16 protein-coding genes and 1 pseudogene are annotated in these 25840 nt (G+C 63.1%); 9 read left to right on the top strand and 8 right to left on the bottom strand.

Annotation, left to right across the window (positions count from 1 at the left end):
- Nucleotides 1-147 precede the first annotated feature (147 nt).
- Nucleotides 148-873, top strand: coding sequence for a hypothetical protein (locus ACYVO7_RS18640; RefSeq protein ID WP_460451316.1), 726 nt, complete (start codon nt 148-150; stop codon nt 871-873).
- 1131 nt (nt 874-2004) lie between these two features.
- On the opposite strand, the gene ACYVO7_RS18635 is transcribed toward ACYVO7_RS18640, so the two are convergent.
- Nucleotides 2005-2295 (bottom strand): hypothetical protein, encoded by a 291-nt coding sequence (locus ACYVO7_RS18635; protein WP_460451315.1) that lies wholly within the window; start codon nt 2293-2295, stop codon nt 2005-2007.
- A gap of 1475 nt (nt 2296-3770) precedes the next feature.
- Here ACYVO7_RS18635 and ACYVO7_RS18630 point away from each other — a divergent pair.
- Nucleotides 3771-4115 carry a carboxymuconolactone decarboxylase family protein gene (locus tag ACYVO7_RS18630; protein ID WP_460451314.1) on the top strand — a complete coding sequence of 115 codons (345 nt, stop codon included), beginning with the start codon at nt 3771-3773 and terminating at the stop codon, nt 4113-4115.
- 168 nt (nt 4116-4283) lie between these two features.
- Here the strand turns inward: ACYVO7_RS18630 and ACYVO7_RS18625 are convergent.
- Nucleotides 4284-4590, bottom strand: a pseudogene (locus ACYVO7_RS18625) (DUF3303 family protein).
- A gap of 732 nt (nt 4591-5322) precedes the next feature.
- Between ACYVO7_RS18625 and ACYVO7_RS18620 the strand changes: the two are divergent.
- Nucleotides 5323-6294, top strand: coding sequence for a calcium-binding protein (locus tag ACYVO7_RS18620; protein WP_460451313.1), 972 nt, complete (start codon nt 5323-5325; stop codon nt 6292-6294).
- Nucleotides 6295-6612: 318 nt separating this feature from the next.
- Here ACYVO7_RS18620 and ACYVO7_RS18615 read toward each other — a convergent pair whose 3' ends face one another.
- Nucleotides 6613-8034, bottom strand: a complete 1422-nt coding sequence (locus tag ACYVO7_RS18615; RefSeq protein WP_460451312.1) for a DUF4214 domain-containing protein — start codon at nt 8032-8034, stop codon at nt 6613-6615.
- A 1275-nt stretch (nt 8035-9309) separates the two neighbouring features.
- Between ACYVO7_RS18615 and ACYVO7_RS18610 the strand changes: the two genes are divergently transcribed.
- The gene (locus tag ACYVO7_RS18610) at nt 9310-10959 is read left to right on the top strand and encodes a DUF4214 domain-containing protein (RefSeq protein WP_460451311.1); all 1650 of its coding nucleotides are present in this window, start codon (nt 9310-9312) and stop codon (nt 10957-10959) included.
- Between the two features lie 237 nt (nt 10960-11196).
- Here the strand turns inward: ACYVO7_RS18610 and ACYVO7_RS18605 are convergent, their stop codons facing one another.
- A complete protein-coding gene (locus tag ACYVO7_RS18605; RefSeq protein WP_460451310.1) occupies nt 11197-11361 on the bottom strand; it encodes a hypothetical protein in 165 nt (54 codons plus the stop codon).
- Nucleotides 11362-11659: 298 nt separating this feature from the next.
- Here ACYVO7_RS18605 and ACYVO7_RS18600 point away from each other — a divergent pair, with 298 nt between their 5' ends.
- A complete protein-coding gene (locus ACYVO7_RS18600; RefSeq protein ID WP_460451309.1) occupies nt 11660-13279 on the top strand; it encodes a class I SAM-dependent methyltransferase in 1620 nt (539 codons plus the stop codon).
- A gap of 79 nt (nt 13280-13358) precedes the next feature.
- On the opposite strand, the gene ACYVO7_RS18595 is transcribed toward ACYVO7_RS18600, so the two are convergent.
- Complete coding sequence (locus ACYVO7_RS18595; RefSeq protein ID WP_460451308.1) at nt 13359-13757, bottom strand: hypothetical protein; 399 nt, start codon at nt 13755-13757, stop codon at nt 13359-13361.
- Between the two features lie 54 nt (nt 13758-13811).
- Between ACYVO7_RS18595 and ACYVO7_RS18590 the strand changes: the two genes are divergently transcribed.
- Genes ACYVO7_RS18590 through ACYVO7_RS18575 form a run of 4 tightly spaced genes read left to right on the top strand, consistent with a single transcriptional unit; the run spans nt 13812 to nt 20201 of the window.
- Nucleotides 13812-15563 carry a class I SAM-dependent methyltransferase gene (locus ACYVO7_RS18590; protein ID WP_460451307.1) on the top strand — a complete coding sequence of 584 codons (1752 nt, stop codon included), beginning with the start codon at nt 13812-13814 and terminating at the stop codon, nt 15561-15563.
- On the top strand, nt 15560-16663 hold the full coding sequence (locus ACYVO7_RS18585) for a glycosyltransferase family 4 protein (protein ID WP_460451306.1): 1104 nt from the start codon (nt 15560-15562) through the stop codon (nt 16661-16663). The genes ACYVO7_RS18590 and ACYVO7_RS18585 overlap by 4 nt, the downstream gene beginning before the upstream one ends.
- Nucleotides 16660-19092: a glycosyltransferase family 4 protein gene (locus ACYVO7_RS18580; protein WP_460451305.1), complete on the top strand. Its 2433-nt coding sequence runs from the start codon at nt 16660-16662 to the stop codon at nt 19090-19092. The genes ACYVO7_RS18585 and ACYVO7_RS18580 overlap by 4 nt, the downstream gene beginning before the upstream one ends.
- Nucleotides 19092-20201 carry an acyltransferase family protein gene (locus ACYVO7_RS18575; RefSeq protein ID WP_460451304.1) on the top strand — a complete coding sequence of 370 codons (1110 nt, stop codon included), beginning with the start codon at nt 19092-19094 and terminating at the stop codon, nt 20199-20201. Before ACYVO7_RS18580 ends, ACYVO7_RS18575 begins: the two co-directional genes overlap by 1 nt.
- 81 nt (nt 20202-20282) lie before the next feature.
- On the opposite strand, the gene ACYVO7_RS18570 is transcribed toward ACYVO7_RS18575, so the two are convergent.
- From ACYVO7_RS18570 to ACYVO7_RS18560, 3 genes are all read right to left on the bottom strand, one after another.
- Entirely contained in the window at nt 20283-21923 is a 1641-nt protein-coding gene (locus ACYVO7_RS18570) for a DUF4214 domain-containing protein (RefSeq protein ID WP_460451303.1), read from the bottom strand.
- A gap of 503 nt (nt 21924-22426) precedes the next feature.
- Entirely contained in the window at nt 22427-24064 is a 1638-nt protein-coding gene (locus ACYVO7_RS18565) for a DUF4214 domain-containing protein (protein ID WP_460451302.1), read from the bottom strand.
- Nucleotides 24065-24625: 561 nt separating this feature from the next.
- Nucleotides 24626-25759: an acyltransferase family protein gene (locus ACYVO7_RS18560; protein WP_460451301.1), complete on the bottom strand. Its 1134-nt coding sequence runs from the start codon at nt 25757-25759 to the stop codon at nt 24626-24628.
- Between the last annotated feature and the right edge of the window lie 81 nt (nt 25760-25840).

The following is a 25840-nucleotide window of genomic DNA, read 5'->3' as shown; positions in this document are numbered from 1 at the left end:
GGGGTCGTGAACTCAGGCTGAAACTCTCGGCCATGCAGATCCGTAAGCCCTCCTTCCAGCAAACCAAGGAGCGCTTCAATGGCCAGAGAAAACATATCTACCCTGAGGGGGTCGTCTGCGGTTGAGGCTCCGAGACCACGCGGGGACATGCTGCTGGGCCACGGGCATCAGCGGTCGGACGTGGATCTGATGCAAGAGCGCAAGCTCATGTTCCATGCCACCGGGGACAAGGATTTCCTGGCAGCTGACCACTTCTACTTCGCCGAGTTCACGACCCTGAACCACTCTGGGGTGACGGGCGGAGCGGTTCTCGCACTTGACGACCAGACCCACACGCTCACCATCGCAATTTCTGCGACGGGTCTGGAACCGAACCAGCCGCATGTTCAGCATATCCATGGCTTTGTAGACGGCACTGATTCACATACTCCCACGACGGCGAGCGACGCCGACAACGACGGATATGTTGAACTTGGGGAGGGCCTTCCCCAGTACGGTGAAATCCTGCTCAACCTCACCGTGAACCATGCCAATGGCACCGGACAAGATAACGGCCATAGCCATGACGGCGCCCTGACGGGGTTTCCGACTGCTCCAAGTGGCGTGATCTCATATGTCGAAAGCTTCACGCTTCCCGCAGGCAAGCTCACCCAGGATGCGATGCTAGACCTGCGTGAGATCGTGTTGCATGGCCTGACTGTCCCTGCTGGACCAGGTGCAGGAACGCCTGGCGAGGTGGACGGAACCGCCGGATACAAGCTCGTTCTTCCGGTTGCGAGCGGCGAGATCAACGAGGTCTCATCTGCGAACGACCTCCACTCCCTCGTTGGCCAAATTGCTCTTGCTCATGGCCAGGACGGCTGGATGATTTAATAGCCCGCGTTTTTGGGCAGTGCTCCGCAAAATAAAGTGCTGGGCACTGCCCCCGCGAGCACAACTCGCTTCATCTGGGCCGCGCATGACCGCCCACTACGTAGACCGATCTTCTATGAGCAGCATTGCTGGATGCTCGACAGCCCCTCCGAGCGAGCGCCCACTTCGGCCCTGTTCAGGTAGGGCTGATTCTTCTAGCCTCGCAGCACCCAGTACGGCCATCCTGGCGATGGAGCGGCGGTCCCGCTGGTGGCGAGGACTCTGCACGTAGGTCAGGATAATTCAGCAATGAGAAGAAATAACCCTATGATTGCCTCTTAGGGTTCGTCAACACGCTAAAACGTGTTGAGAAGGACCTCGCGATACCCGTATCGTTCATTAACTTCGACACGTTGACACGTTGACACGTGGGTTCCGGGATAACCGTCTACGACCTGGGCGGCAGCTTGCCATTCGGCTGGAGGCCGGTGTGAAACCCTTTATGGCCCGCTCGTTTCTCAGACCAACTAGAAGCCTCGCTTTGGAAGATGCTTGCCGGACACCCGCCTGGACCATGGGTGTTGGCTGGAAAGGCTGGCTGCGGTGGCAGCGATGGTATAGCTGATCGATGGTTACCGTCTAAACCGTATCCGGGACCGGGCTCAGCGCATAGAGGCCGGGATCAGCCGCGTAGGGGCAGAGGCGCGGCTCTGGAGCTCCAACGCGTTCGACTGGACCCAGCGTGCCTCTTCGGCCGAACGATCTCGCTCCAGCTGTCGGAAAGGTTGAAAAATTAGAGCCAGGAGCCAGGCCGCCTGCGCCTGAGTGATGCGCCGCACCAACATACCAACGGAAGCCAAGGGACAATGCCCCGGCGTAATTTGGTCTTGTGTTCGCGCCGCATCAAAAGCACCGATGTGGTAATCCACCCGATGATTTGCCTTGGATCCCTTAACTCAGCCGTTCTTGTCGTGAGGCGGCGTTTCCAACTCGAGAAGCGAGTTCTATCGATGCCCAATGGAAATGCCTAAACTGGCGGTCTCACACCTGCGGCTTCGCTTAACGTCTTAGGAGGGCCGAACTCCTTGGTGGCACCGTCCGCGCCCGCGAAATCGCCCGGTCGTAGGATCGTCCCGCCCTTGGCGAATCACGTCAAGCCCTGTCAGGAGGCGAGCCCTGTTCCACCGCTTTTTCGAGCCGGTGAATAGCGGTGGCCAACGCGTCGTCGATCTGATCTGCAATCTCTTCGAGAAGTGGCTGCGGCTGCGTTCCGGGCGGGACGCTGGCGATGATAAAGGCCGATCGTACGCGACATTGGGCGGCCAGCTTGCGCAACTCGTCGATGGTGTCTGGCACACCATGCACAACGATTTCCTCCAACGCCTCTTCGATAAGCCGATTGGCGTGACGGACGTTGTCTGTGAAACTTTGAACCTGCGACATTGTATTTTCTCCAAGAGGATAATGCAGGGTCGCAGCAAGAGCCTAACGGCTCAGGCGCAACGGTCATTCAAATGTGACGAACTGAGCGGAACCGATATGGCGGTCCAGGTCGCCAAGTCGCGCTCCCCTTCCCTCTCCAGTAAGCTGGCAAACGCCCGTGTAGCGCGCGGCGCGGTCGGGAAGGAATATGAACTGCCTCAACCAAACACTGAGACACTCCTGATACGCGACCACAACACGGTTCTCGTCGCCGGATGCCGAAAACGTGATCGGCCCGAATTTCGGCGGTAATCAAAAGGGTCGACCAGCGTGAGGTTGCGTACCGACGTTCAGCCGTCCCGTTGCCATAAGTTAAGTGCTTCCCGTTTCGACCGGACACCGACGTCAGACTGCCCCGGTCGCCGCGCCCGCAGGAGCGCCGCTGTTGTGGGCGAAACCCGACGTGGACGTGAAAGCGCTCGCCGCGACAACGGCGACCAACCAAAGCTTGTTCATGATTTCCTCCGATGCATCGGCTGTGCTGGTGGAAGAACGGTCCGCCCGGCGATGGTTGCCCAGCAATGCACGCCATGGTGAACGGATATCTAGGCGCGGCGGGGAAACCGAACGCCGCACACAACCGTGTCGCCCAATGCTTCGCTTTTTGGCTTGAGCCCGGCTCTGGACGAAACACCTGCGCTGTCGAGTCCCGCCTGTTTCGTCATTGCGGTGGGAGCAACTGAGGACTCAGCCCGGAACTGCTCGCCCCCCAAGGGGTAGGCTCATCGGGTCGAGGACATGCATCACAATCGCTCCGCAAGAACGAAGCGATTGTTGACCACGCCATAGTGAAGGCTGCTCTGCACGTCGAACGCGGCGGGAATCTCGTCCAGCCGAACGGTCTCGGGAAGGACCATGCCGGTCAGGACGGGGCCGAAATCGCAGCCGAAATCCGGGGTTGCTCGCGAGTTTCTGGCGCAGCTTGGCCAAATCAGCGGGGGCAAAGGCGCTGAGGCGACGAAGGCCGTCCCGTTCTGGCTGTCGCGCCGAGGCTCTGGGCCAATGACGGCGCGACGGTCGCCGCGAGCAGCGCGGCTGCGAAGCCAAGCGTAGACGTGACACCCGAATGAATCGCCATGGCGCGAATCCCCCCACCACTGTAGTGAACCCATCAACTCGCCCTGGGTTGCTGATCTTTTTTGCCGTGTAGATGAACACGTATTCAGGATGCGAGCGACGGCCTCGATTTTATCAGTGCGCTTCGGACCGCTGGGGTGCGCGATGATCCGGAAGATGGATCTTCAATCAAACGTTCTTCGCGCGCCCGACGAGAGACTGTCGGTCGCGTTATCGACCAGAACAGTGACTTTAGGCGGCTCGACAGGCTCCAGGACCGCCATTGCGCCCTCCCGAACTGTACTGCATCGCGCGAGGGAGCAGACTGGCGCGTTTTGCGCCCGAGTGGCAAGCTCGACGGTGCAGGATGGAGGACGACGATGTTCCTGAACTGGACGGGAATGCTAGCTGATCTGAAAACCAGTGTCGGCGAGCTTGCGAGACGAACTCCGCAGACGCGCGACGGCTACCGGCTGCTGCATGCGGCTGGTGGTGAGAAAAAGCTGCTGGATCCGAAAACACGAGAACTGATTGCGCTCGCGGTAGCAGTCACGACGCGCTGCGATGGCTGCATCGCCAATCACACGAAAAAAGCCATCGAGCTTGGCGTGTCGCAGGACGAGATCGCTGAGGCGCTGGGCGTGGCGGTGGCCATGAACGCAGGTGCGGCCCTGGCCTACTCTGCAAGAGTGATGGACGCCTACTCGGAGCTATCCAGGCATTAAGGCGAGCGAAACGTTAGGTATGCAGTGAGGAGGTGGTTGGGGCGATGACCGAGCACGCGCATGAGTGGGTCGCCCGACCATGAAATCCGTCCAACTATGGTCCCAGACACGCGACGGAGCAGTGCGTGTCTGGATGCCTGCAATTGGAGATGACCTCGCTCGTGCTGCTCACTGGCGCTGCAACAGCCGCTCCCGAACCTGAACGCCTTCAGCTTCCATTCTTGCGGCCGTGGTCACGTCGATGATCGGCTCAGCCTCAATCTCGTAGGTCGAGTAAACGGTGGCAAGCTTGTGTAAATTTGCAACATCGTCAGTCTCCAGGATCATGTAGCCACTAAAGCTACCAACCAACGACGAACTGTTGAATCGTTGTGTTGGGTCCAGCATCCCAATGCTCGAAGAGCGCCAACACTCGCTTCTGTGCTTCATCGTAGGCGGCTGGTGACCCCTGGGGCTTTTCCTTCCACTTGACCATAAAAAGCATGATTGCCTCCCAGTAAGGCGGGGAGCCATCATCTCACCAGCGTTCATAGCTTGCCACCACGCCCCACCTATACGCACGACCTACTCCCTGCCGCAAGTTGGACCGCGAGGGACGACTAGTGAGGCCGAGGTGGCCGACTTCACGTCCGGGCTTGTAAGCCAAAGATCGGAACCGAAGTCGCGCATTCCCGTCCAGAACGCCTGGATGGCACGGTCAATCTGGCTCGCGACCTGACCAACTCATCCAAACTATGGCGGGATAATTGTTATTCCTCTATTGTCCAGGTATGAAGGGCAGTGCGCCACTGGCCATTCTTGTTACTCAGTACATTTGTCCAGTGCAGGTGAAGCATGGACTTACCCTCCGGCTGAACATGATGAGGGTACGCCTGACGAGGGTTTTTGTCGCGCTCGTTACGTCCACCTATGACGAGCAAAAGCACGGGTCCTTAGCGGCCCAAAGGCGGCGCCATAGGGCGACCCAAGTTTGCCCTTGCCGGTTCGGGCCGACTTCTCGGCTAGTCGGCCGTGGGAACAGTCCGCATTGATGCTCCGGTCGCATTCCTGTTTTTGCATCGCATGACTGAGCGCCACTCTGCCATTTGATGAACAAGGACAGCATCCACTGCGTTGAGGAGGATAGGTGCTGAACGGTCCCCGCCGTTTAGCTTCGTGCAGGCCTGGCGCTGAGCGCCAGCCTGCCTGATGGCGTCAGGAGGAGATGATGGTGGTCGCATCGCAAGTCAATTTCCAGACCCTTGTGTACGCCACCAGCTTGCCGGATGTTTTCGTGGGCGCAGGAGGGGCGGCTGCCGTCGACGCTGTCAGCTACGAAAACGCCCCAAGCCTTGCGTCGATCGGCAGCTACGACATCGGCGTCGTCATCGACATGGCCAACTCCAATTCAAACACCGGCTGGGCCAGCGGCGACAGCTATGTCGGAGTCGAGGAGCTGATCGGCAGCCGCTTTACGGACGCGATCTATGGCGACGCGACCGGCAACATCATTGACGGCGGCGGCTCACCCGATTTCATCTTTGGCCGGGAGGGCGACGATCTCTTGTTAGGCGGTGGCGGGTTCGACTTCGTCTGGGGCGACGCCGGCGACGACATCATCGATGGGCAATGGCAGACGGACCAGTTGCATGGCGGCGACGGCGACGACCAATTGTGGGGCGGCACGAACTATATCGCTCACGTCTATCCTGGGACGAACTACGCCGACATTCTTTTCGGCGACGCCGGCAATGACGAGTTGCATGGCGACGCCAGGCCGCCCGCTGCCGGACTGCGCAGCGAATACGACCCTAGCTTGGATTTCATGGCCGGCGCCGACGAACTGCACGGAGGGCCGGGCAATGACAGGCTGAACGGCGACGGCGGCGACGACAAGCTCTGGGGCGACGCGGGCGCCGACAGCTTCATCTTCGACCCGACTTACACGGTCATCGACGCGACCGGCGCTCCGCTGCGGATCACGCCGGGCAACGATGTGGTGTTCGATTTCAACGCCAGCGAGGGCGACACGATCAACCTGAACGGTGAGATCTACACCACGTCAGACAATCCCGAGGGGTATCGGATCTTCATGCTGGAACCGGTCAATGGCGCGCTGCAAATCGCCGGCACCGTGACCTTGGCGAACCTTCACAGCTTCAACGACGCCTGGGTGACCTCAGGCTACCACCTCGTGTGAGGTGGCCAAGGTGAGCGTCCTGGCGATGGTCCGCCGTGTCGGGCGATTTCCAAGCCAGAATCCAAACGCCGCGTTTTGACTGTTGCCAAAGGCGGTCAGCGATCCGGCGTAACCATATCGTCATCGACCTGGTCTGACCGAGGCTGAACAGGGCATCACGCATGAGGCGAACGTAATTCGTCCCGACAGTGGGATCCGTGTCGAAATCGAGGGTGAATTTAAGCTGAGACGCGTTCGGCGCTTTGGCGCCGTAGTCCACCCCCATGTCGGCGCGTGAGGACTTCAGCGGGCTCGCTCCAGAGGGTCCAGAGTAGTGCGTCACGCCATTCGCGTCGACGAACGCCAGCGTATCCACGCCATTGGCGTAGTGCACGCCCCGCAGATCCAGTTCAAGGCCCTTCGGTGGATTGTTGACGACCGTCCAATCGGTCCCGGAGATTCCGGTTCCAGCGATGAAATCGCCGTTCGCCTTTTTGAGCGCCGGATCGATTGTTCCGTGCACGAAATGAACGGTGTAGTTCTCGGGCATAAGGACATTGTGGGCAACGTCGAATTTGAGCGCGGCCTGTCCGTCGGCGACGTCAGCGATCGTCCCATCATAGGATGGCCGGGCGCCCCACTCGCCGGTCTTGGCGATGATGTCCGACTCGCCCGCGAGGTGGCGGAACTTGAGTTGCTCCGTGTTGAGGTTGGACAGCAGATTGTCGTGGATCGACTAAAAACGGTGACGCTGCTGGCGCTGCCGCCGAGTTTGGCCGCGAAGTCGACCAGCGCCATGCCGCCCTTCTTGAGATAGTCGAGATATTCAAGGCCGAGATTGACGAAGGCCTGGTCCACGGCCAGCGCGGCCTCGCCTACCGTCGTCTTGCCCAGAATGGCGCGGCCCATCACGGCCGGGTTGGCGAAGCCGAGTCCGCCGCCATTGAGGGAATCGGCGCCGCCATTCTGTCCCGCGACATAGCCGTAATCGCTGTCCAGGTTGCGCCAGGCGGTCTCGACATACTGGGCGTAGGACCCATTGACCGTGTGAGTGCCGACATTGGTGAAGGTGACGCCGGCGATGTCGGCGTTCACGGCGACCGGAACCACGGCGCCATTCGCATCGAACTTGGCTTCAGCGACGGTCACTCCGGTGATGTTGACGTTGCCGGTGCCGTCAATCGTCAAGGCCTGGCCGTTGATGGTCGCGCCCGGGATTTCGATCGTGGACGGGACCGTGACGACCACGGTGCCGCCTCCCCCACCGCCGCCGCCGCCGCCGCCATTCCCGTTGCCGTTGCCATTTCCGGCGCCGGAATTGCCGTCGTTCTGGCCGGACTGACCCGGCGAACTGGAGATCTCGCCTTTGATCGCCGAAAATTCGAAGCTGTTCAGCGCCGAATCATTGTGAAGTGCGGCTTCGTTGGAGGACGACAGGTCTTGCACGAGCCCTGCCAGCGTAAGCTTCGACTCGGACCAAAACTTCAGGCCGCCGGCGTCGGCGGCGCGGCCAAAGATATTGACGTAAAAGTCCTTGATAATCTGCTCGCGGGTCTCGCCGGCGTGAGCCATGGTGAATTCAGGCGAGTCGACCAGGATGTGAGCGAGGTCGGCCAGCGACATGCCGCCTTGCGCGAGCGCGTTGACAAAGTAGTCGAGGCCACCGCCATCGGGCAGGCGGCCTAACGTGGTTTGGTACAAGAGAGCGACCTGATCGACATAGGCCCGGGCGGCGAGCGTTGTGGTGAAACCAGTGTTCATTGCGTCCTCTTTGGCTTTCGCAAACGCGCGAAGCCGCGGACCGAATCCGTCCGGATTCGGCCTGTTCTGCAGGTCCAGCGTTCATGTGCGACAACGGCCCGATGGCGACCGTGTTAATTTCTAATTAAATTTGTTGGGTTTCGTCAACGATTCGCAGCCGACGCGCGGCCAACGAATCAAGGCTACAGTTAAAATGACGTCGTTTGTAAGCAGATTTTATAGTCGTCAACGAATCGCTTTCTGTAAAGAACTGAGAAGAATATAGAGTCCGCCAGACGTTTATAGATGCGTTGTCTTGGAATATACCGCCAAACGCTGCTGGTTAGTCTGGATGAGTTTGCAGCTTCGAAACGCCCGAGTCGCCAGCCCCGAAGCTCTAATCACGACGCAAGGGAGGACAATCCGGAGGCTGATGAGAAGGCCCGCTCCCGTGGCTGGGTGACGTGCTCCGGCGCTCGCGCCGCGCCCCCGCAGCCGCGCTCGATCCTCGCCGCCACCGCTCCGGCCTGCGGCCTCGTGTGGCCGCCCGCGTTTGCTCCTCGGTTCGTGTAGACGTAGGCCAGCTAGGCGCCATTCCCGTCGGCGACGCATTAGCGCCCGGACGCGCGTGGACGGTCCAGGGTGGCGGGACGCGGAGGGTCATCGCCGCTTGTACCTCGGACAATTCACCCTCAACCATGGCTGCGTTGGTCCGGATTTAGACCGGCTGTCCCGGCGCTTCGTGATCGCCTGGCGACCCATCATGCACACGTGGTGGAAGGGGTCCTCCACTGCTCGAATGTGCTGGCGGCTTCCAGACATCGGCTAAGCAGAGGTCGACGGGCGAAATCATGAACGCTGAAAACGAACTTGTGCGTAAAGGGCGCTGCGATCGCCTCGGTTTTGCGAGTGAACGACCCGCTCTAATAAGATAGCTCCAAGTAGGATTTTATCTGCTCCGATGAAGCAAAAATCAGCTCGGGTTACGAGGGACTCAGCCTACCTCTCGAGTTTGTTGCGCTTACCAAACGCTATAATCACTGAATGCAATCTTTTAACTTGGAAACGAACAGCTTAGCCCCAGGTTTTTTCGAATTTCTATAAGTGTTATCAGAGCGTTAAGGTCATACAACATTGAGTGTTGCAGCGGGATCACAGATCAGAAATTCGGCGGAAAGCGCGATTTTTCAGTTTGCAGGGTATGGGGATCGCTGTATGAGTTTCATCCACCTGCTCTGGTCCGAGTCGACAGCGACCGAAGCGGTGCAGCTTTGAAGAGATAAAGGACATCACCCAATGGCAACTATCCAAGGCGTATACGTCGCCCTGTTCGGCCGCCCCGCTGACCCGCTTGGCCTCGCCTATTTCAATGGCGTGACCCAGAACGGCGCGAACCTGACCGCAGTCGGCGATCTGGCCGCGACCCCCGAGTACCAGAACCGCTTCAAGGGCCAGAGCCCCTCGCAGATCATCAACTCGATCTACAAGAGCCTGTTCAACCGCGATGCGGACGGCCCCGGCCTGACCTTCTTCGCGAACCAGCTTGCCACCGGCAAGATGAACATCAACAACATCGCGATCAACATCCTTGACGGCGCCCAGGGCGCTGACAAGACCGTCTCCGACACGAAGATCGCTGCCGCGAACACCTTCACCGCGCACGTCGACCTCGGCACCGAGATCGTCGCGTACTCGGGTGATAACGCTGCCGCTTCCGGCCGCGCTTTCCTTGCTCCGATCTCGACCACTGCTCCGACCGACGCGGCTGTTGACGCTGCCATCGCCGGCATCGTGACGCAGTCCTCCACGGGCGGCGGCACGGCTGGTCAGACGTTCACGCTGCAGGCGAGCGCCGCTGGGGCGGCTGGAGACACCTTCACGCCGACGAACAGCGTGACTGCTAACCAGACGACTGCTGGTGATGACACGTTCCGCGCGGACGCGGTTGCGGATTCTCTCCAAACGGTCGACACGATCGATGGTGGCGCGGGCAACGATACGTTGAATGCCAGCTTCACGGCTGCCGCGACCGTCAAGCCGGTGGTCTCGAATGTGGAGACCATCAACCTGAAGACTACTGCCACTGTAACCTACGACGCGGGCGACACCACGGGCGCGACTGCCATTTGGGATAACGCCTCTTCTGGCGCTTTGACGGTAGACAACATGAAGTTGTCGACTGCCGCTGGCCTGAACGGCAATGACACCGGTGCTGTCACATTCAAGTTTTCGGGCGCGACTAGTGCGACCGACAACGTGAAGCTGGTCATCCGTGAAGCGACCGCAGCTGACGTGACCCTCTCGGCCAATGCTGTTGGCGGAGTGGCTCAGAAGCTCGAAACGGTCACCATCAACCAGGTTGATCTGGCGTCGACAAGCACGAACGACGCGACGATTACCAAGCTCACCGTTACGGGCACGAGCACCATCAATGTCACTGGTGAGGGTAACCTCACGGTCGGCGCTGGCGGTGACCTCAAGGACATCACCAAGTTCGACGCTTCGGCGCATAAGGGCGATCTCACCGTCGACCTTTCCACGTCGACTGCCGGCGTGACTGTGTTGGCCTCTGCGGCTGGTACGAACGCGATCACCTTGGGCACTAACACTAACGTGGACACGGTCGTGTTCACGGCGGCGAACGTGTCGACGATCAACAAAATGACGACGGTGACCGGCTTCGACGCGGTTGCCGAAGATAAGCTCGATCTCAAGGCGTTCAACCTCGGAGCCGACACGACAGTTGGTACGACGACGGTTGCGGTTGCCGGCGACATCGGCGGCTTCTTCACTGGTACGAACCGCGCTGTGTTCAACGACACCACGAAGGTTCTCTACGTCGACGTGAACAAGGACGGCAACTTCAACGCTGGCACCGACCTCGCGGTCAAGCTGGCTGGCGTTGCAACTGCTGACCTTTCGGCTGCTGACTTCATCCTGTCCTGATCTCGTCTGATCTGAACTGAAGGTGGGCCGGTCCTCGTGACCGGCCCATTTTCGTTTGTGAGACCCTGAAACAAAAAGCCCGCCGCGACGTGTGCCGGGCGGGCGAGTCAGAGGGGCGCAAACGGAGTCACAGACAGAAGCCTGGGCGAGCTCAGCGAAGGCCGTCCGGGCGTACTGCCATCGTCTTTTTCATATGCCCGCACCATGCGGGCCTCGAACCGGCCTAGTGCCGAAAGCTCATCTCTGGCGACGCGGCATGTCGCTCTTGAACTCGGCGCTTCTCAGCTCGCGCATTGCTTCTCGTATGGTGGCGGCCGCCGTGTGCGAGACCAGATGCGGCAGGTGCTCATTCAGCTCCCGGATGGGCTTCAGGTCGATGAAGGGGCCACCGGCGAAGAACACGACTGTTGTGTGCTGCTGGGTCTCGGCCGCCTTGTGCCCGCCGCCAGGGCTTTCAGGCCCGTGAACACGGCGGCGATCAGTCCCGCCAGATAGGCGACCTACTGGTACTGCTCCGGGATCCCCGGGATTTCAGGCGACGCCATGCTTCTTGGCCCCGCGCGCAAACGCGGGCCTCTGGGTGAAACGGGGTCTTCGATTCCGCGTGGATGAGGCCGGTTGCGCTCGCTAGTGTTCCCATTGAGGGTGCGCGGCTGTATAGCTGTCGGCTACTGCCGGCTTCTCACGTCAAGGATCCCGCATGAGCGCTTGGACCGAAGGCTACGTCGCCGATATTCCCTATTCGCTGGGTTTCTACCGCGAGACCACGCCGGCCCATATCGCCTTCGCGGCCGTCTGCGTGGGCAAGAGTCCGGGCTTGGCGCTGCGGCCTCAACGGGTGCTCGAACTCGGCTTCGGCATGGGGCTTGGCTTTTTGATCAACGCCGCCGCCAATCCGGCGACGCAGTTTGAGGGCGTCGATTTCAACCCGATGCATGTGGCGCACGCCCGGGGCCTGGCCGACGAGGCGGCGCTCGCCAATGTGACGCTGCGCGAGGCCAGCTTCCAGGACCTGGCCCGGGAGGCGCAAGAGGGCCAGCACGACCTCGATCTCATCGTGCTGCACGGCATCCTGACCTGGGTGTCGGTCGACGCGCAGGAGGCCATCGTCGAGATCGCCCGCAAGCGCTTGCGGCCGGGCGGCTTGCTCTACGTCTCGTATAATTCCATGCCGGGCTGGGCCCCGGTGCTGCCGCTGCAGCGCCTGATGCGCGAGAACGCCAAGCGCCACGCTGGCCGCTCCGATCTGCAGACCGGCTCAGGGCTGGAGCTGGCGAAGGCGCTGTTGGGCGAAGGCGCGGCCTACTTCAAGGCCAATCCCCATCTGCAGACGCGGCTGGAGCAGATGGCGAAGCTCGACAAGAACTATTTGGCCCACGAGTATCTGAACGCGAACTGGTTCATTTTCCACGTCGCCGATGTGGCTGCCATGTTCGGCCGCGCCAAGCTCGACTTCGTCGGCTCGGCCACCATCCTCGAAAACATCGATGGGCTTGCGGTGCCGGAGGGCGTACGGGCCCGCATCGCCGCCGAAACTGATCCGGTGTTCAAGGAGACCCTGCGCGACATCGCCTCGAACAAGCAGTTTCGCCGCGACCTCTACGTCCGCGGAACGCTGACGCCCAACCCCAGCGAACACAACGCCATGCTGGCGTCAATGCGGTTCGCCCTGGCGACGCCGCGGACCAAGATCTCGTTCAAATTCGCCAGCCCGGTCGGCGAACTGGACGGCAACGCCGAAATTTATGGCGCGGTGGCGGATTTGCTGGCGCAGGGGCCCGCGAGTTTCGCCGAGATCGCCGCCTTGCCGGCCCTGCGCCAGGGCGGCGCCAGCGCCGCCTTGCAGGCGGTCAGCCTTTTGGTCCATAGCGGACAGGCGCTGCCTGCCCCCGTTCTTGAGGACAGGGGATCCGGCGCCGCCGCCGCCGTGGATGTCCGCCCGGCCCAGCGCCTCAACCGGGTGATCGCGGCCAAGATGCTGCAGGGCCGGGCCTATGGCTTCCTCGCCGCGCCCCTGGCCGGCTCCGGTCTGCAGGTTCCGCATAGCGAGCTGTTGATCCTGGCGGCCCTGCTGCAATCGGGCGCTCGTCCGGACGCAGCGCCCGCCGCTGACCCGGCCAGCCAATCCGCGCCCGCGACGCCCTCCGCCGAGAGCCTGACCACGCATGTGATTAATTCGCTGCAGCGTCTGGGCATGAATTATATGAAGGAGGGCCAGCCGATCACCGATCCAGGGGAGCGCCAGCAGGCGGTGCGCGCCGATGTCGAAGCGTTCCTTTCTGAGAAACTGCCGCTCTGGCGCCAGCTGGGCGTGCTGTAAGCCGTCCTTTGGGCCGGCCGCGGATCGCCGTCGCGTCTGGTCCCGGTCAGGGCCGCGAGGTCGGGCGACCGACTTCAGCTCAGGTCCGGTTCTTGGGCGTCAGGATTTCCGAGCCGACGCCCTGGGTGCCGTGGATCGTCCAGGTTCCCGACAGGACGCCGTCGGGGCGGACCTCGTAAAGCGCCAGCCCGGCTTTGCCCTGCTGGACATAGACCACCGCCAGCATGTCGTTTTGCACGATGCCGGTGCCGACATTCTCGCCAGCGCCGATGCGCCAGACCACCCGATAGGTGCGGCCCATGGGGGTGATGGTGAGGTCGCCGCGATAGACGCGCTGATCGCCGGCGTTCTGGCCCTCGACGGCGTAGGCGCCGCCGAGTTCGGCGGCGCTGAGAGGGCTCGCCGCGAGGGCGGCGAGCGTGCAAGCGATCAAAGCGCCAAACCGGCGGCGGGAGGTGACGGTCATCGGCGTCGTCATCGGCGTTCCTTGGGGTTGCGGGGGACTGGTTTCATGTAGGGTCGGTTCGCCTGTTTGACAGCCGGTCCTCGCCTGTCAATCGGATCGGCGGGCCTGTGCCCACCATGGCCTGCGGCCGCCCCTCACGCGCTCCGGCGGCTGCCATCACAGGCTGAAGCTTGCGGCTCGCGGGACCGGGCCACGGCAATCGGCTGGGGACATAAGGCGGGCTCAGTTGCCTCAAGGCTGCGTGAGCGCTACAGCCAACAGGCGAATGCGCCAGGAGGCCTTATCAGCATGGATCATCTGTCGGCAGGCGAGAGCGACGGGATCGACGCGATCTTGCGCCGCGTGCGCGCGGCCCTGGGCGAAGAGGCGCGCCCGGCGGCCAGCCAGGAGCCGCCGAAGAGCCGCGCCCGGCACTCGCCCTCGGCCATTCCGCTGATCCAGCCGGCCGAGGAGGCCGGTCTCGATCCGGCCCGGCGCGTCTACCGCATCGAAGAGTTCGGCGGCTTCGACGAAGAAACCTTCCTGCGCCAGGCCTACCGCATCGTGCTCGGCCGGGAGATCGACGAGGTCGGCCGCTCCTATAATATGCCGGCGTTGCGCGCCGGCCATATCAGCCGCGTCAGGGTGCTGGGCGCGCTGCGCCGGTCGGCCGAGGGCCGGGCGCATGGCGTGACGATCAAATGGCTGACGCCGGCGACCGTGCTCGACCGTCTCGCCGGCCTGCCCGGCGTCGGGCGCCTGTTCGCGCCGCTGATGCCGCTCGTCGTGCAGCCGGCGACCGACCGGCGTCTCGCCGACCTGTCCGTCAAGCATCTGGAGCTGGTGGCGGGCGTCAACGCCTCGCTGACGGCGCTGCGCAAAAGCCTGGTCGAATTCGAAACCCGGCTGGATGAGGCCAATCGCGAGGCGGCGGCGGCGCGGGTGCAATCCAAGCTGGCGATGGATCGGTCGCAGACCGCGCTCGACCGGTCGCAGGCGGCCGCAGCCAGCGCCAGCCGCGACGCCAGCGACGCCAGGGCGGGCCGGCGCCTTCTGGCCGAAGAGGCGCGCCAGTTGCGCCAGTTGACCGAGGCGCTGCGGGCCGGCGCCCCCGGCCAGGTGCGCGCCAGCGCCATCCTGGACAGCCTTGAGGATCATGCGCTCGACAGCCTCTATCTCGGCTTTGAAAACCGCTTCCGCGGTCCGACCGAGGAGATCGCCCGCCGGGCGCAACGCTACCTGCCGCTGTTCACGCAAAACGCCGCCGTGTCATCTGCCGGCGTCGTCTTGGACATTGGCTGCGGGCGCGGCGAATGGCTGACGCAGCTCGCCGGCTGCGGCGTCGCGGCGCGCGGCGTCGATCTCAACGTCGCCATGGTCGAGGCGGCGCAAGCCCTTGGCCATGACGTGGTGGCCGGCGACGCCATCGCCTATCTGGAGCGGCTTGAAGAAGGATCGCTGGGGGCCGTCACCGGTTTCCATATCGTCGAACATCTCAGCTTCGCCCAATTGGTCAGGCTGTTTGACGGGGCGTTGCGGGCCCTGAAGCCTGGCGGGGTCGTGCTGTTTGAGACCCCCAATCCGGAGAATTTGGTGGTGGGCGCCTGCACCTTCCACTACGACCCCACGCACAACAAGCCGCTGCCGCCTGACCTGTTGCGCTTCGTCGCAGAGGCGCGAGGCTATGAGGCGGTGCGGGTGATCCGCGCCGACGCCGACTGCGATCTCGGCCAGCCGGAATCGGGGTTTGCGCCCAGCGACGTGAATGACTGGTTTCGGCAGCCCCCCGACTACGCCATCTATGCGCAAAAACCGAGCGTCGCGGACCGCAGCGCATGAGGGTGGGCATCGCCACCGTGCATACGCCCGGCATTCATGGCGGGGCGGAGTATCTCGTCGACGGGCTGATCGAGGCGACGCATCGCGCCGGGCACGCCGTTCACAAGATCTCGCTGCCGTTTTGGTTCGATCCGCCGGCGGCGGCCGGCGCGGCGCTCGACCACTGCGAGACCGTCGATTTCTCCGACTATGGCGGCGGCTCGCTCGACGTCCTGATCGGCCTGAAATTCCCCGCCTATGTCATGCGCCATCCGGCCAAGCGGGTGTGGCTGTTGCACCAGCATCGCCCGGCTTACGATCTTTACGGCACCCCGTACGGCTGGCGCGCGGGGGCGGCGGAGACCGAGACGCTGCGGAGGCGGATCCAGCAGGCGGATCGTGCGGCGCTGGGCGGCGGCGCCCCGGTTTTCACCATCGCCCAACGCGTGTCGGAGCGGCTGATGGCCTCGCTTGGCGTCGCCTCCGAACCGCTCTACCATCCCCCGGCCAATGCGGCGGAGTTTCGTTGCGAACCCGCCCTGCCCTTCATCTTCGCGCCGAGCCGGCTGGAGACGCTGAAACGCCAGCACCTGCTGATCGAAGCGCTGAGCGAAGGCGGCGGCGGCCTTGGCCGGATGGGGGCGATCTTCGCCGGGGCCGGGAGCCTGCGGCCGCAGCTGGAGAGGCTGGCCGAGCAACGCGGCGTGAGCGACCGCGTGCGCTTCGTCGGCGCGGTCAGCCGGGCCGAAATGCTGGCGCTTTACGCGCGCTGCGCCGCGGTGTTTTTCGGCCCGCTTGACGAGGACTATGGCTACGTGACCTTGGAAGCCATGCTGTCGGCCAAGCCGGTGATCACCTGCACGGATTCCGGCGGACCCTTGGAGTTCGTCCGCGACGGCGAGACCGGCTTCGTCGTCGCACCGAGCCCCGCCGCCATCGCCGACGGCTTCGCCCGCGTGTTTGCGACCGCCACATCGGCGGCGGAGTTGGGCCGGCGCGGCCTGGAGCGCTATCAGGCGATGGGCGTCGGCTGGGATCCGGTGATCGAGCGCCTGCTGGCGGGCGTGACGCCGCTCGAGGCTCCCGTCGCGGCGGCGTCCGCCCCTGGAGCGGCGTCATGAAGATCGCCATCGTCACGCCCCATCCTGTCCCCTTCGCCCTGGGCGGGGCTGAAAATCTGTGGTGGGGCCTGCAGACCCATTTGGAGCGGCATACGCCGCATCGCTGCGACATCATCGCCCTGTTGGGCTCGGAGCGGTCGTTCTGGGACCTGATCGCGTCGTATCGCGCCTTCGCTGAGCTCGATCTCAGCGGCTATGACTGCGTCATCTCCGGCAAATACCCGGCCTGGATGGTCAAGCATCCGCGCCATATCTGCTACATGCTGCATCGGCTGCGCGGGCTTTATGACACCTATGCGCAAGCCGTGAGCGATCCCGCCGTGTTTGCGCTGCCGCCCGTGCGCGCGCTTCTCGACTGGATGGACGAGGTCGAAGCTTATGGCGGCGCGGCCGACGACGCCGAGATTGACGAGGCTTTCGCGCGCCTGGACGCGCTGCGCTCGGCCGGGCTGCCCGACAGCGCCTTCGCCTTTCCGGGCCCGCTGATCCGCCGCATCATCCATTTCCTGGACGCGGGCGGCCTGTCGCCGCGGCGCATCGCCCGTTACGCCACGATTTCCGACACGGTGCGGCGCCGCGCATCCTATTTCCCCGCCGGCGTGACGCCGGACGTGCTGCGGCCGCCGCCGCATCGTGACGACTATCACGGTGGCGCGTTTCGCTATTTCTTCACCAGCAGCCGGCTCGATCGGCCAAAGCGCGTCGACCTCATCATCGAGGCGATGCGCGGCGTCCAGCAGGAGATTCCCCTGCTGATCGCCGGGACCGGACCGGACCGGCAGCGGCTTGAGGCGCTGGCCGGGTCAGACCCGCGCATCCGCTTCTTGGGCCATGCGCCGGACGCCGCCATGGCCGACCTCTACGCCGACGCGCTGGCGGTGCCCTTCACGCCCTATGACGAGGATTACGGCCTGGTCACCGTCGAGGCGATGAAGAGCGGCAAGGCGGTGCTGACCACGGCCGACGCCGGCGGGCCCACCGAGTTCGTGCGCCATGGCGAGACCGGGTTGGTGAGCGCGGCCACGCCTCAGGCCTTGGGTGAGGCTTTGTCGCGCGTGGCGACGGACCCCGACCTGGCGCGCCAGATGGGCGAGGCCGCCCGGCGCGCGGTGGAGCCGGTGAGCTGGGAGGCCGTCGCGGCCGGGCTGCTGCGGACGGACGCCGCGCCGCAGCGGCTTCGGGCGCGCCGGCCCAAGCTCACGGTGGCGACCACCTTTCGGGTGTTTCCGCCGATGAATGGCGGACAGGCCCGCGTCTTTCATTTCTATAAGAACCTCGCGGAGTTCTACGATATCGATCTGGTGTGCCTGACCGGCTCGACCGAGGCGCGCAGCGAGACCGAGATCGCCCCGGGCCTGCTGGAGATCTGCGTGCCGCGCAGCCATGCCCACGCCGAGGCGGAGCGCGACATTTTCGATGTCGTCGGCCACATTCCGATCGGCGACATCGCCGCCTATGCGTTGACGGGGCTCTCCGGCGATTATGAGGAGGCGCTGGAACTCTCGGCCATGACCAGCGACGCGGTGATCGCCTGCCATCCCTATCTGGTCGGCGCGATCCAGAAGGTCGCCCCGGACCGACCGCTGTGGTATGAGGCGCAGGATGTCGAGATCACGCTGAAATCCGCCCTGTTTCAGGACCGCCCGGAGGCGGCGCGCCTGCTCGATGAGGTGCGTGAGGCCGAACGGGCCTGCTGGACCTCGGCGACGACGGTGTTCGCCTGCGCCGAGCGCGATCTTGATGAACTCGCCTCGTTGTACGGGCCGACGCGCGCCCGCCGCCTCGAGGCGGCCAACGGCGTGGCGCTGGACGATATCCCCTTCACGCCGTTGGATAAGCGCCGCGCCGTTCAACGGCGCGCCAGGCTGGGCCCGCTGCAAACGGCGCTGTTCATGGGCAGTTGGCATGGCCCCAATCTGGCCGCGGTGGAGGACATCATCCGCGAGGCGCCGTTGGCGCCCCAGACGCGGTTCGTGGTGCTGGGAAGCGCCTGCCTGCCCTTCAAAGAGCGCAAGCTCCCTGACAATGTCCATCTGCTCGGACCGGTCGATCAGACCGTGCGCGACGATCTTCTGGCGGCCGCCGACGTCGCCTTGAACCCGATGCGGTTCGGTTCGGGCACGAATCTGAAAATGCTCGACTATTTTGCGGCGGGCGTGCCGGTGATCTCGACCGCCTTCGGGGCGCGCGGGCTCGCCATTGCGCCTGAGGTCCACTACATCGTCGCCGCGGACGACGGTCTGGCGCAGGCGCTGGCCGGGCTGGCGGCGCGCGACGACGCCAGCCTGTCCATGATGGTGGAGGCCGCACGCGCTTTGGTGGAGGAGCTGTACTCCTGGAAACAGATCGCGACGCGCTTTGCGGAAACGATGCTGCGCGCCGACGCCGACGCCGACGCCGCGCCGCCGGCGAGCGACCAGGATGTTTGATGGAATCGCGCAACGTCGCCTATATCCCCGAAATCGACCACTTGCGTTTGCTCGCGGCCTTGTTGGTGTTTTTCTTTCATTTCTTTCATTTTTACACCAATGACTGGCGGCCCTGGCCGCATCTCGCCGCCTTTGGATTGATCACTGACGGTTATACGGGCGTCACGCTGTTTTTTGTGCTGTCCGGCTACATCTTCATGCGGATCGCGTTGGCGGGCGGACCGATCGCCTATGGCTCGTTCCTGCGCAATCGACTGCTGCGCATCGCGCCCTTGTTTGTGGTGATCTTTGTGGTGGCGATCTCGATTGGCCGCGATCGCTTCAAAGCGACCGACCTGCTCTATCTGGTGGTGACCAATATCGGCGATCCGCCGACCTCCTGGCATTTCGCCACGGGCCCGGCCTGGAGCATCACGGTCGAATTTGGCTTCTATCTGGTGTTTCCCTTCCTGGCGCTGTTCGCCAGGATGCAGGGCGTCGGCTATTTGGCGCGGCTGATCGCCATCCTGCTGGTCGTCAAGCTGGCCGCCTACTACGCCACTGACAACAGCCGGCTGATGCTCTACTCCACTTGGGTCGGGCGCTTCGATCAGTTCCTGATCGGCATGGCGGCCGCCATGCTGGCCGGATCCGCCCCGTCCAGCATGGGGATGCGTCGAGCGCTCCTGCCGCTGGCGACCGCGCTGGTGGTGGCGGGCGGCGCGGCGCAGGCGCGCTGGGTCAGCTTCCTGGCCGCTGAGCCCAAACAGGCCCTGGGCGTCATCGCCGGCACGATCGAAGCCATGCTGTGGGGCTTTTTCATCGTGGCCTATGTGGAGCGACGCCCGGCTTGGCCGGCCCGCATCGGGCGTTGGCTGCGCGCCGGCGGCGAGATGAGCTTTTCCTTTTATATGTGGCATGCGCTGATCATCTACGCCGTCTTCAAGACGTGTGGGGCGGTCGGCGGCGTGAGCGGGCCGGCGCTGATCGGCAACGGCCTGATGGTGCTCGCCATCACCCTGCTTTTCGCGCGGCTGTCCTACACGACGATCGAGCTGCCTTTCTTGCTGATGCGGCGCCAGTACACCGACCGCGTGGCGGCCGCTTCGCGGGAGACCGCTGCGCCCTAGCGGCGACCTTGCCCAGCGGGGTCGGCTGCGAGAGCCGATCCCGCCGCTATCACTCGACGCCTCAGTCAGGCGGGTGGTTGATCACAGCACGAGGTCGGCCGCGGTGAAGCCGGCCGCCGTCACGCCGGTGATCCTGACCGCCAGATCCGTGGTGGCGCTAAAGTTGCCGTCCTTGTTGACGTCCACATAGACGTTGTCGGTGGCGTCATTGAGCACCACCCGGTTCGTGCCGGTGAAGAAGCCGGCCGTATCGCCGGTCAGGGTTGCGCCCGTCGTGCCGACGGTGGTGTCGGCGCCCAGCGCGAAGGCCTTCAGGTCGAGCTTGTCCTCAGCGTTCTGGTTGAAGTTGGCGACCGTGGTGAGCTTGCCGACGGTCGAGACATTGTCGGCGGTGAATTTGATCGTGTCGGGCAAGGCGTTGGCCAATTTCAGCGTGATGCTGTTGACGCCCTCCGCCGACGGCAGGATCGTCAGGGGCTGGGTCGGGGGCGATCCGGCGGTGTTGACGTTGAAAGTCATGTCGCCCTTGTGATGCGAGGCGTCAACCGTGGTCAGCTTTGGGATCTGGGTTTGCGCCCCACCCAGATTGAGGGTTCCTTCTCCCGTGATGTCCAGCGTTCGCGCAGCGTTGATTTGCAGCCCGGCGATGGTGGAGACATTGCCCGCCGTCGCCGGATCATCCGATTGCTGAATGGTGAAAAGCTCGATGTTGTCAATGAACACGCTCTTGTTGGCCGTGTTGAACGTCGCCTCGCGCACCCGCAGCGTGGCTTTGTCTTCGGTTCCGGTCGCAGCGGGATAGATGAAGACCGTAGTCTCGGTGATGCCGCCCGTCAGCCCGGCGTCCGTGCCAAGTTTCATGCCGACGCCTTGCAATACGGTGCTCGAGCTCTTGTTCCACAGCACGGACACGCCGGTCGAGTCGCCGAGATCAAGCTGAACCGTATTCCCGGTCGCTTCAACGAACACGTTTTCGAGATTGGTCAGCACCGGCTTGGCGGTGGTCAGGACCGTGTAGAGCGCATTGAGGGTGTCGTTGCCGCCGCCGGCATCGATGTTATCGGCGGATGTGAGGGTGTTCGCCGTCACATTGGCGCGGAAGGTGTCGTCGTTCTCCGTCGTCTTGAACGCCGCGTTCGTCGCGGTCGGCAGGAAATTGTCCGCTCCGCCCGTCAGCGTAAAGGTCTGACCGGGCACTCCGCCCGTGCCTGGGCCGGCGGCGGACACGATGCCGGCGATGGCCGCATCGACCTGGGTCACCGAGGGCAGAGTCGTCAGCACCGCGGTGAGGAACGCGCGCCCCAGGCCGGCGGCCGCGGTGCCGTTATAGGCCGCGATCTCGGCGCTGGTGTCGATGTGGCTGGTGAACAAATCCGCGGCCGACACCTTAAGGTCGATGAGCGTCTTGTCGGGTCCCTGGGCCCCATCGAGGATGTTGATGGCGATGGTGTTGATCGTCTGACGACCCGACGTCAAAGCATCGACGAAGAATGCGAGCCCACTTGGTTCGGCATCGCGGTTGTACAGGCTTTTATAGATCGAGTTGACGATTTGAGTGGCGCTCTGCCCCGTAAACCGCGTCTGGTATTCCGCTGTTGACGCGAGGTCGCCGATTTTCGTGAGATCTTTTCCGCCTCCCGTGGCGTCGCTGAAGAATTTAAGACCTGCCGGATCGGCGGGTCGGTTGAACAGCGCAACATAGACTCCCTGGATGCTCGCCATGACATTCTCCTTGGGTAGCCTGCCGTTTCAGCACAAAGACCTGAGAGAGCTTCCGTGCCGCCGTGTAATCTTAATCAACGGTTGTCGCCCTCCTTGTGATCTGGCTCACCTTCACGATCGGCTGCCAAGCGGGAAAACGGCTGCGTTCGCTCGGACTAAGCCGGGCGTTTCGGCGCACCGCGTGCATCCCGCGTGTCCGACGATCCTCTCTTGTCGCGCCGGACGGTTTCAGCCGGCGGAAGGGCGACCCAGGCTCTTTCTTCAGAACCGTCTCCCTCCAAGACCATCCGCCGCTCCTTGTCGCGGGCAGCGGCCCGGAGGTGACCTGACGAGCCGGGCTGGCCGGCGTTGTCGCCACGCCGTCGCGTGCTGATCAAACAAAAGCCCCGCGAGAGAGGGCTCTCGCAGGGTGAGGCTTGTCTTGGTTCTTCATCTCGGCGTTTCAGACACTGTCCTGAGCCGTTGCTCGCCTCCAATCTGCAAGTGCTGCCGCACCGAGCCAATCAGGCCAGCACGAGGTCGGCGGCGGTGAACCCGGCCGCCGTCACGCCGGTGATCTTGACGGCCAGATCGGTGGCGGCGCTGAAGTTGCCGTCCTTGTTGACGTCGACATAGATCGTGTCGGTGGCGTCGTTCAGCATCACCCGGTTCGTGCCGGTGAAAAAGCCCGCCGCATCGCCCGTCAGGGTCGCGCCCGTCGTGCCGACGGTGGTGTCGGCCCCCAGCGCGAAGGCCTTGAGGTCGAGCTTGTCCTCGGCGTTCTGGCTGAAGTTGGCGACCGTGGTGAGCTTGCCGACGGTCGACACGTTGTCGGTGGTGAACTGGATCGTGTCAGGCAGACCGTTGCCGGCTTTCAGCGTGATGGTGTTGACGCCCTCGGCCGACGGCAGAATGGTCAGGGGCTGCGTGGGCGCCGTGCCCACATTGACCGTGAAGGTCAGGTCACCTTTGTGATGCGACGCGTCGAACTTGGTCAGCGCGGCGAAATTGCTCGCCGCTCCGCCCAAGCTGAACGTTCCTTCGCCGGTAACGTCGATGCTGCGCGCGTTCGACACCAAGCCCGCAATGTTGCTGATATTGGGGCCCGTGTCGGGATTGTCCGACTGCTGCAGGGTGAGATGCTCGATGGCGGTGATGGCGACAGTCTTGGTCGCCGTTACGAAGGTCGCCTCGCGTACTTGCAGCGTCGCTTTGTCCTCCGTTCCGGTCGCACCGGCATAGGAAAACACAGCGTTTTCGGAGATCACGCCGGTCAGGCCCGCGTCGATGCCGAGTTTCATGCCTGTCCCGGTGAACGCACCGTTTGAAGACTTATTCCACAGCGTGGAAACGCTCGGCGAGTCGGTGAGATTGAAGGTGACCGGCGCCCCAAGCGCTTGAACGAAAACATCTTCGAGGTTGGTGAGCACCGGTGTGACCGCCGTAGCGACAGTGTAGAGCGCGTTCAGGGTGTCATGCCCGCCCCCGGCGTCGATGTTGTCGGCGGAGGAAAGGGTGTTCGCCGTCACATTGGCGCGGAAGGTGTCGTCATTGTCTGTGGTCTTGAACGCCGCATTCGTCGCGGTCGGCAGGAAGTTGTCCGCACCAGCCGTCAGCGTAAAGGTCTGACCAGGCGTCCCGCCCGGCTTCGGGCCGGCGCCGGAGACGATGCCGGCGATCGCCGCATCGACCTGGGTCACCGAAGGCAAGGTCGTCAGCACAGACGTGAGGTAAGCGCGCCCCAGGCCGGCGGCCGCGGTGCCGTTATAGGCCGCGATCTCGGCGCTGGTGTCGATATGGCTGGTGAACAGGTCCGCCGCCGAAATCTTCAGGTCGATCAGGGTCTTGTCAGGTCCCTGCGCGCCGTCGAGGATGTTGATGGCGATCGAATTGATCGTCTGCTTGCCCGACGTCAGCGCGTCGACGAAGAATTTCAACCCTGTAGGTTCTGCATCTCTGTTGTACAGACTCTTGTAGATCGAGTTGACGATCTCCGTGTTGCTCATCCCCGTGAACCGCGTCTGGTATTCCGCCGTTGACGCGAGGTCGCCGATTTTGGTGAGATCCTTGCCACCGCCAGTGGCGTCACTGAAGAACTTAAGACCAGCTGGGTCGGCAGGTCGGTTAAACAGCGCAACATAGACTCCCTGAATATTCGCCATGATGCTTCTCCGTGGTCGCCTGCGCTGCCGGGATGAAAAGGGGCCAAGAAGTTGATCAGCAGCATCTTGAGACTAAGCGACGGAGACTTCCGTGAATGTGACCTTGCGCACCTTGGCTATCGGGGCGGTCGCGGACGGTGGCGCGCAAGAAACTGTTCGCGCCGGCGCTCACGTGTTTGTGCAGGCTTTTGGACAGGCTTGTCGTGCAACCGCCCAGGGAACCAGGTGCAACCGGGCAGGCCATAGACCGTCTCCCGGTCGGGGTCGGGCTGTCGCACACGCGGCTGACCGGCTGATCTCGCGACAGTGAGGTAACCCTTCCCGCAGGATAAGGGAAAGATCCCCGCGCTGGGCAGGCAGGCCAGGTTCGATGCCCCTCTCGCTCGGTTGCAGGTCATGCAAAAACGACCCGTCGGCGCAGAGGCGCACCGGTCGGAACGCCGGCTCTCAGACCGGGCGAGGCCGCCTCGACAGGGCTAGGTGGGCCGCCCTTCTCGCCCCTCGCTTGCGCCAGGCAAAAGCCTTTCGAAGAAGGTCCTCGCCGGCGGGTCGCACGACAGGTTAGGCGGGTTCCGGCGACTGGCTCGCTTGCGATCTTGCCTGCAGGTACTCTTCAGCTTTGCGCCGTCCCCGCAGCTGGTAGGGCCTTTCCAGCCACCGATAGCTCACGTCTGCGACGACGAGCGCGATCGCGAGCGACAGCCCCATGGCGGCGATCGCATAGGCCCGGGGCGCATCTTTCAGAAGCGATCCGGACAGCCGAAAATACAGTTCATAGACGGAGAGAATGACTGGCAAATGTGACACATACAGAGAAAAAGACCGGTCTCCAACCCAGACCATCAGCGCCATAAGAGGCTTTGGCAAGCCAAGATAGTTCTTCCGGTAGCTGGCGATGAACACCACGGCGCCGGAGGCGAGCGTGATGTAGAGCATGGAGCCTGGGAAAAATTTCAGCCAGGAACTGCCCACCGTCGCCACAAACAGCAGCAGCCCTGTCGCGGCGAGACCCACCCATCTTCGTTTCAAGAAGACAGGCTCGAGGTCGCCAGCATATTGCGTCTGGTGCATGCGATAGAGAAGGATCCCGAGCAGCAGCGGTCCAACTCGGAAAAACCAATAATGCGAACCAAGCAGCGTCGGCGAAGAACTCAACACGAGAATCAGAGGAATCAGCGCCCATGCCGTCAACAGGCGCGGGAACACGATCACCACAAACGGCAATATCAGATAAAACTGCTCCTCTAGAGAGAGGCTCCAGTAGGGGCCCACCGAGAAATTGAGGCCGTAAATCTCCATGATATTCTTGGAATACAGAAGAACAGAAACGAACTCCTGCGCCACAAGCTTGGGCGGGCCGAATGATCGCGAGGCGTTGAACGGCGCGAGGACGACCAGGAACAACGCCCAAAACCAGCTGGCGGGCAGCAGCCGATAGGCCCGCCTGATCCAAAAGGCGATGACGATGCGAACCCGCTCAGCCGTGGGCCGCTTCGGCTCCAACTGCGGAAAGAGCGAGCCAGCGATGACGAACCCGGAGATCACCAGAAAGACGTCCACCCCCGATGTGAGGTTCATCCTGCCGAGCATATTGAGTTTTGGATAGGCGATGGGCGCATGAGCGAAGAAGGTCATCAGCACAGCAATGCCCCGGAGGGCCTGCAGCTCCAAATTCTGCTTGTGAGATCGATCCATGTCAGTTCCAACAACGCCAAGGCGAAGGTCCGCCAGCGGCGACCGCCCGTTCCGAAGGGGTGAGCGGGTCGACGGATCTCT

Source organism: Alsobacter sp. SYSU BS001988, from assembly GCF_054796215.1.
Note: the sequence above shows the minus strand (reverse complement) of the source record. Positions and strands in the feature narration are given on the sequence as shown.

What these genes read in the sequence shown, in the direction of transcription:
- ACYVO7_RS18640 (WP_460451316.1), top strand. Translation starts at nt 148, where the DNA reads ATGCTGCTGGGCCACGGGCATCAGCGGTCGGACGTGGATCTGATGCAA.
- ACYVO7_RS18635 (WP_460451315.1), bottom strand. Translation starts at nt 2,295, where the DNA reads ATGTCGCAGGTTCAAAGTTTCACAGACAACGTCCGTCACGCCAATCGG.
- ACYVO7_RS18630 (WP_460451314.1), top strand. Translation starts at nt 3,771, where the DNA reads ATGTTCCTGAACTGGACGGGAATGCTAGCTGATCTGAAAACCAGTGTC.
- ACYVO7_RS18620 (WP_460451313.1), top strand. Translation starts at nt 5,323, where the DNA reads ATGGTGGTCGCATCGCAAGTCAATTTCCAGACCCTTGTGTACGCCACC.
- ACYVO7_RS18615 (WP_460451312.1), bottom strand. Translation starts at nt 8,034, where the DNA reads ATGAACACTGGTTTCACCACAACGCTCGCCGCCCGGGCCTATGTCGAT.
- ACYVO7_RS18610 (WP_460451311.1), top strand. Translation starts at nt 9,310, where the DNA reads ATGGCAACTATCCAAGGCGTATACGTCGCCCTGTTCGGCCGCCCCGCT.
- ACYVO7_RS18600 (WP_460451309.1), top strand. Translation starts at nt 11,660, where the DNA reads ATGAGCGCTTGGACCGAAGGCTACGTCGCCGATATTCCCTATTCGCTG.
- ACYVO7_RS18595 (WP_460451308.1), bottom strand. Translation starts at nt 13,757, where the DNA reads ATGACGACGCCGATGACCGTCACCTCCCGCCGCCGGTTTGGCGCTTTG.
- ACYVO7_RS18585 (WP_460451306.1), top strand. Translation starts at nt 15,560, where the DNA reads ATGAGGGTGGGCATCGCCACCGTGCATACGCCCGGCATTCATGGCGGG.
- ACYVO7_RS18580 (WP_460451305.1), top strand. Translation starts at nt 16,660, where the DNA reads ATGAAGATCGCCATCGTCACGCCCCATCCTGTCCCCTTCGCCCTGGGC.
- ACYVO7_RS18575 (WP_460451304.1), top strand. Translation starts at nt 19,092, where the DNA reads ATGGAATCGCGCAACGTCGCCTATATCCCCGAAATCGACCACTTGCGT.
- ACYVO7_RS18570 (WP_460451303.1), bottom strand. Translation starts at nt 21,923, where the DNA reads ATGGCGAGCATCCAGGGAGTCTATGTTGCGCTGTTCAACCGACCCGCC.
- ACYVO7_RS18565 (WP_460451302.1), bottom strand. Translation starts at nt 24,064, where the DNA reads ATGGCGAATATTCAGGGAGTCTATGTTGCGCTGTTTAACCGACCTGCC.
- ACYVO7_RS18560 (WP_460451301.1), bottom strand. Translation starts at nt 25,759, where the DNA reads ATGGATCGATCTCACAAGCAGAATTTGGAGCTGCAGGCCCTCCGGGGC.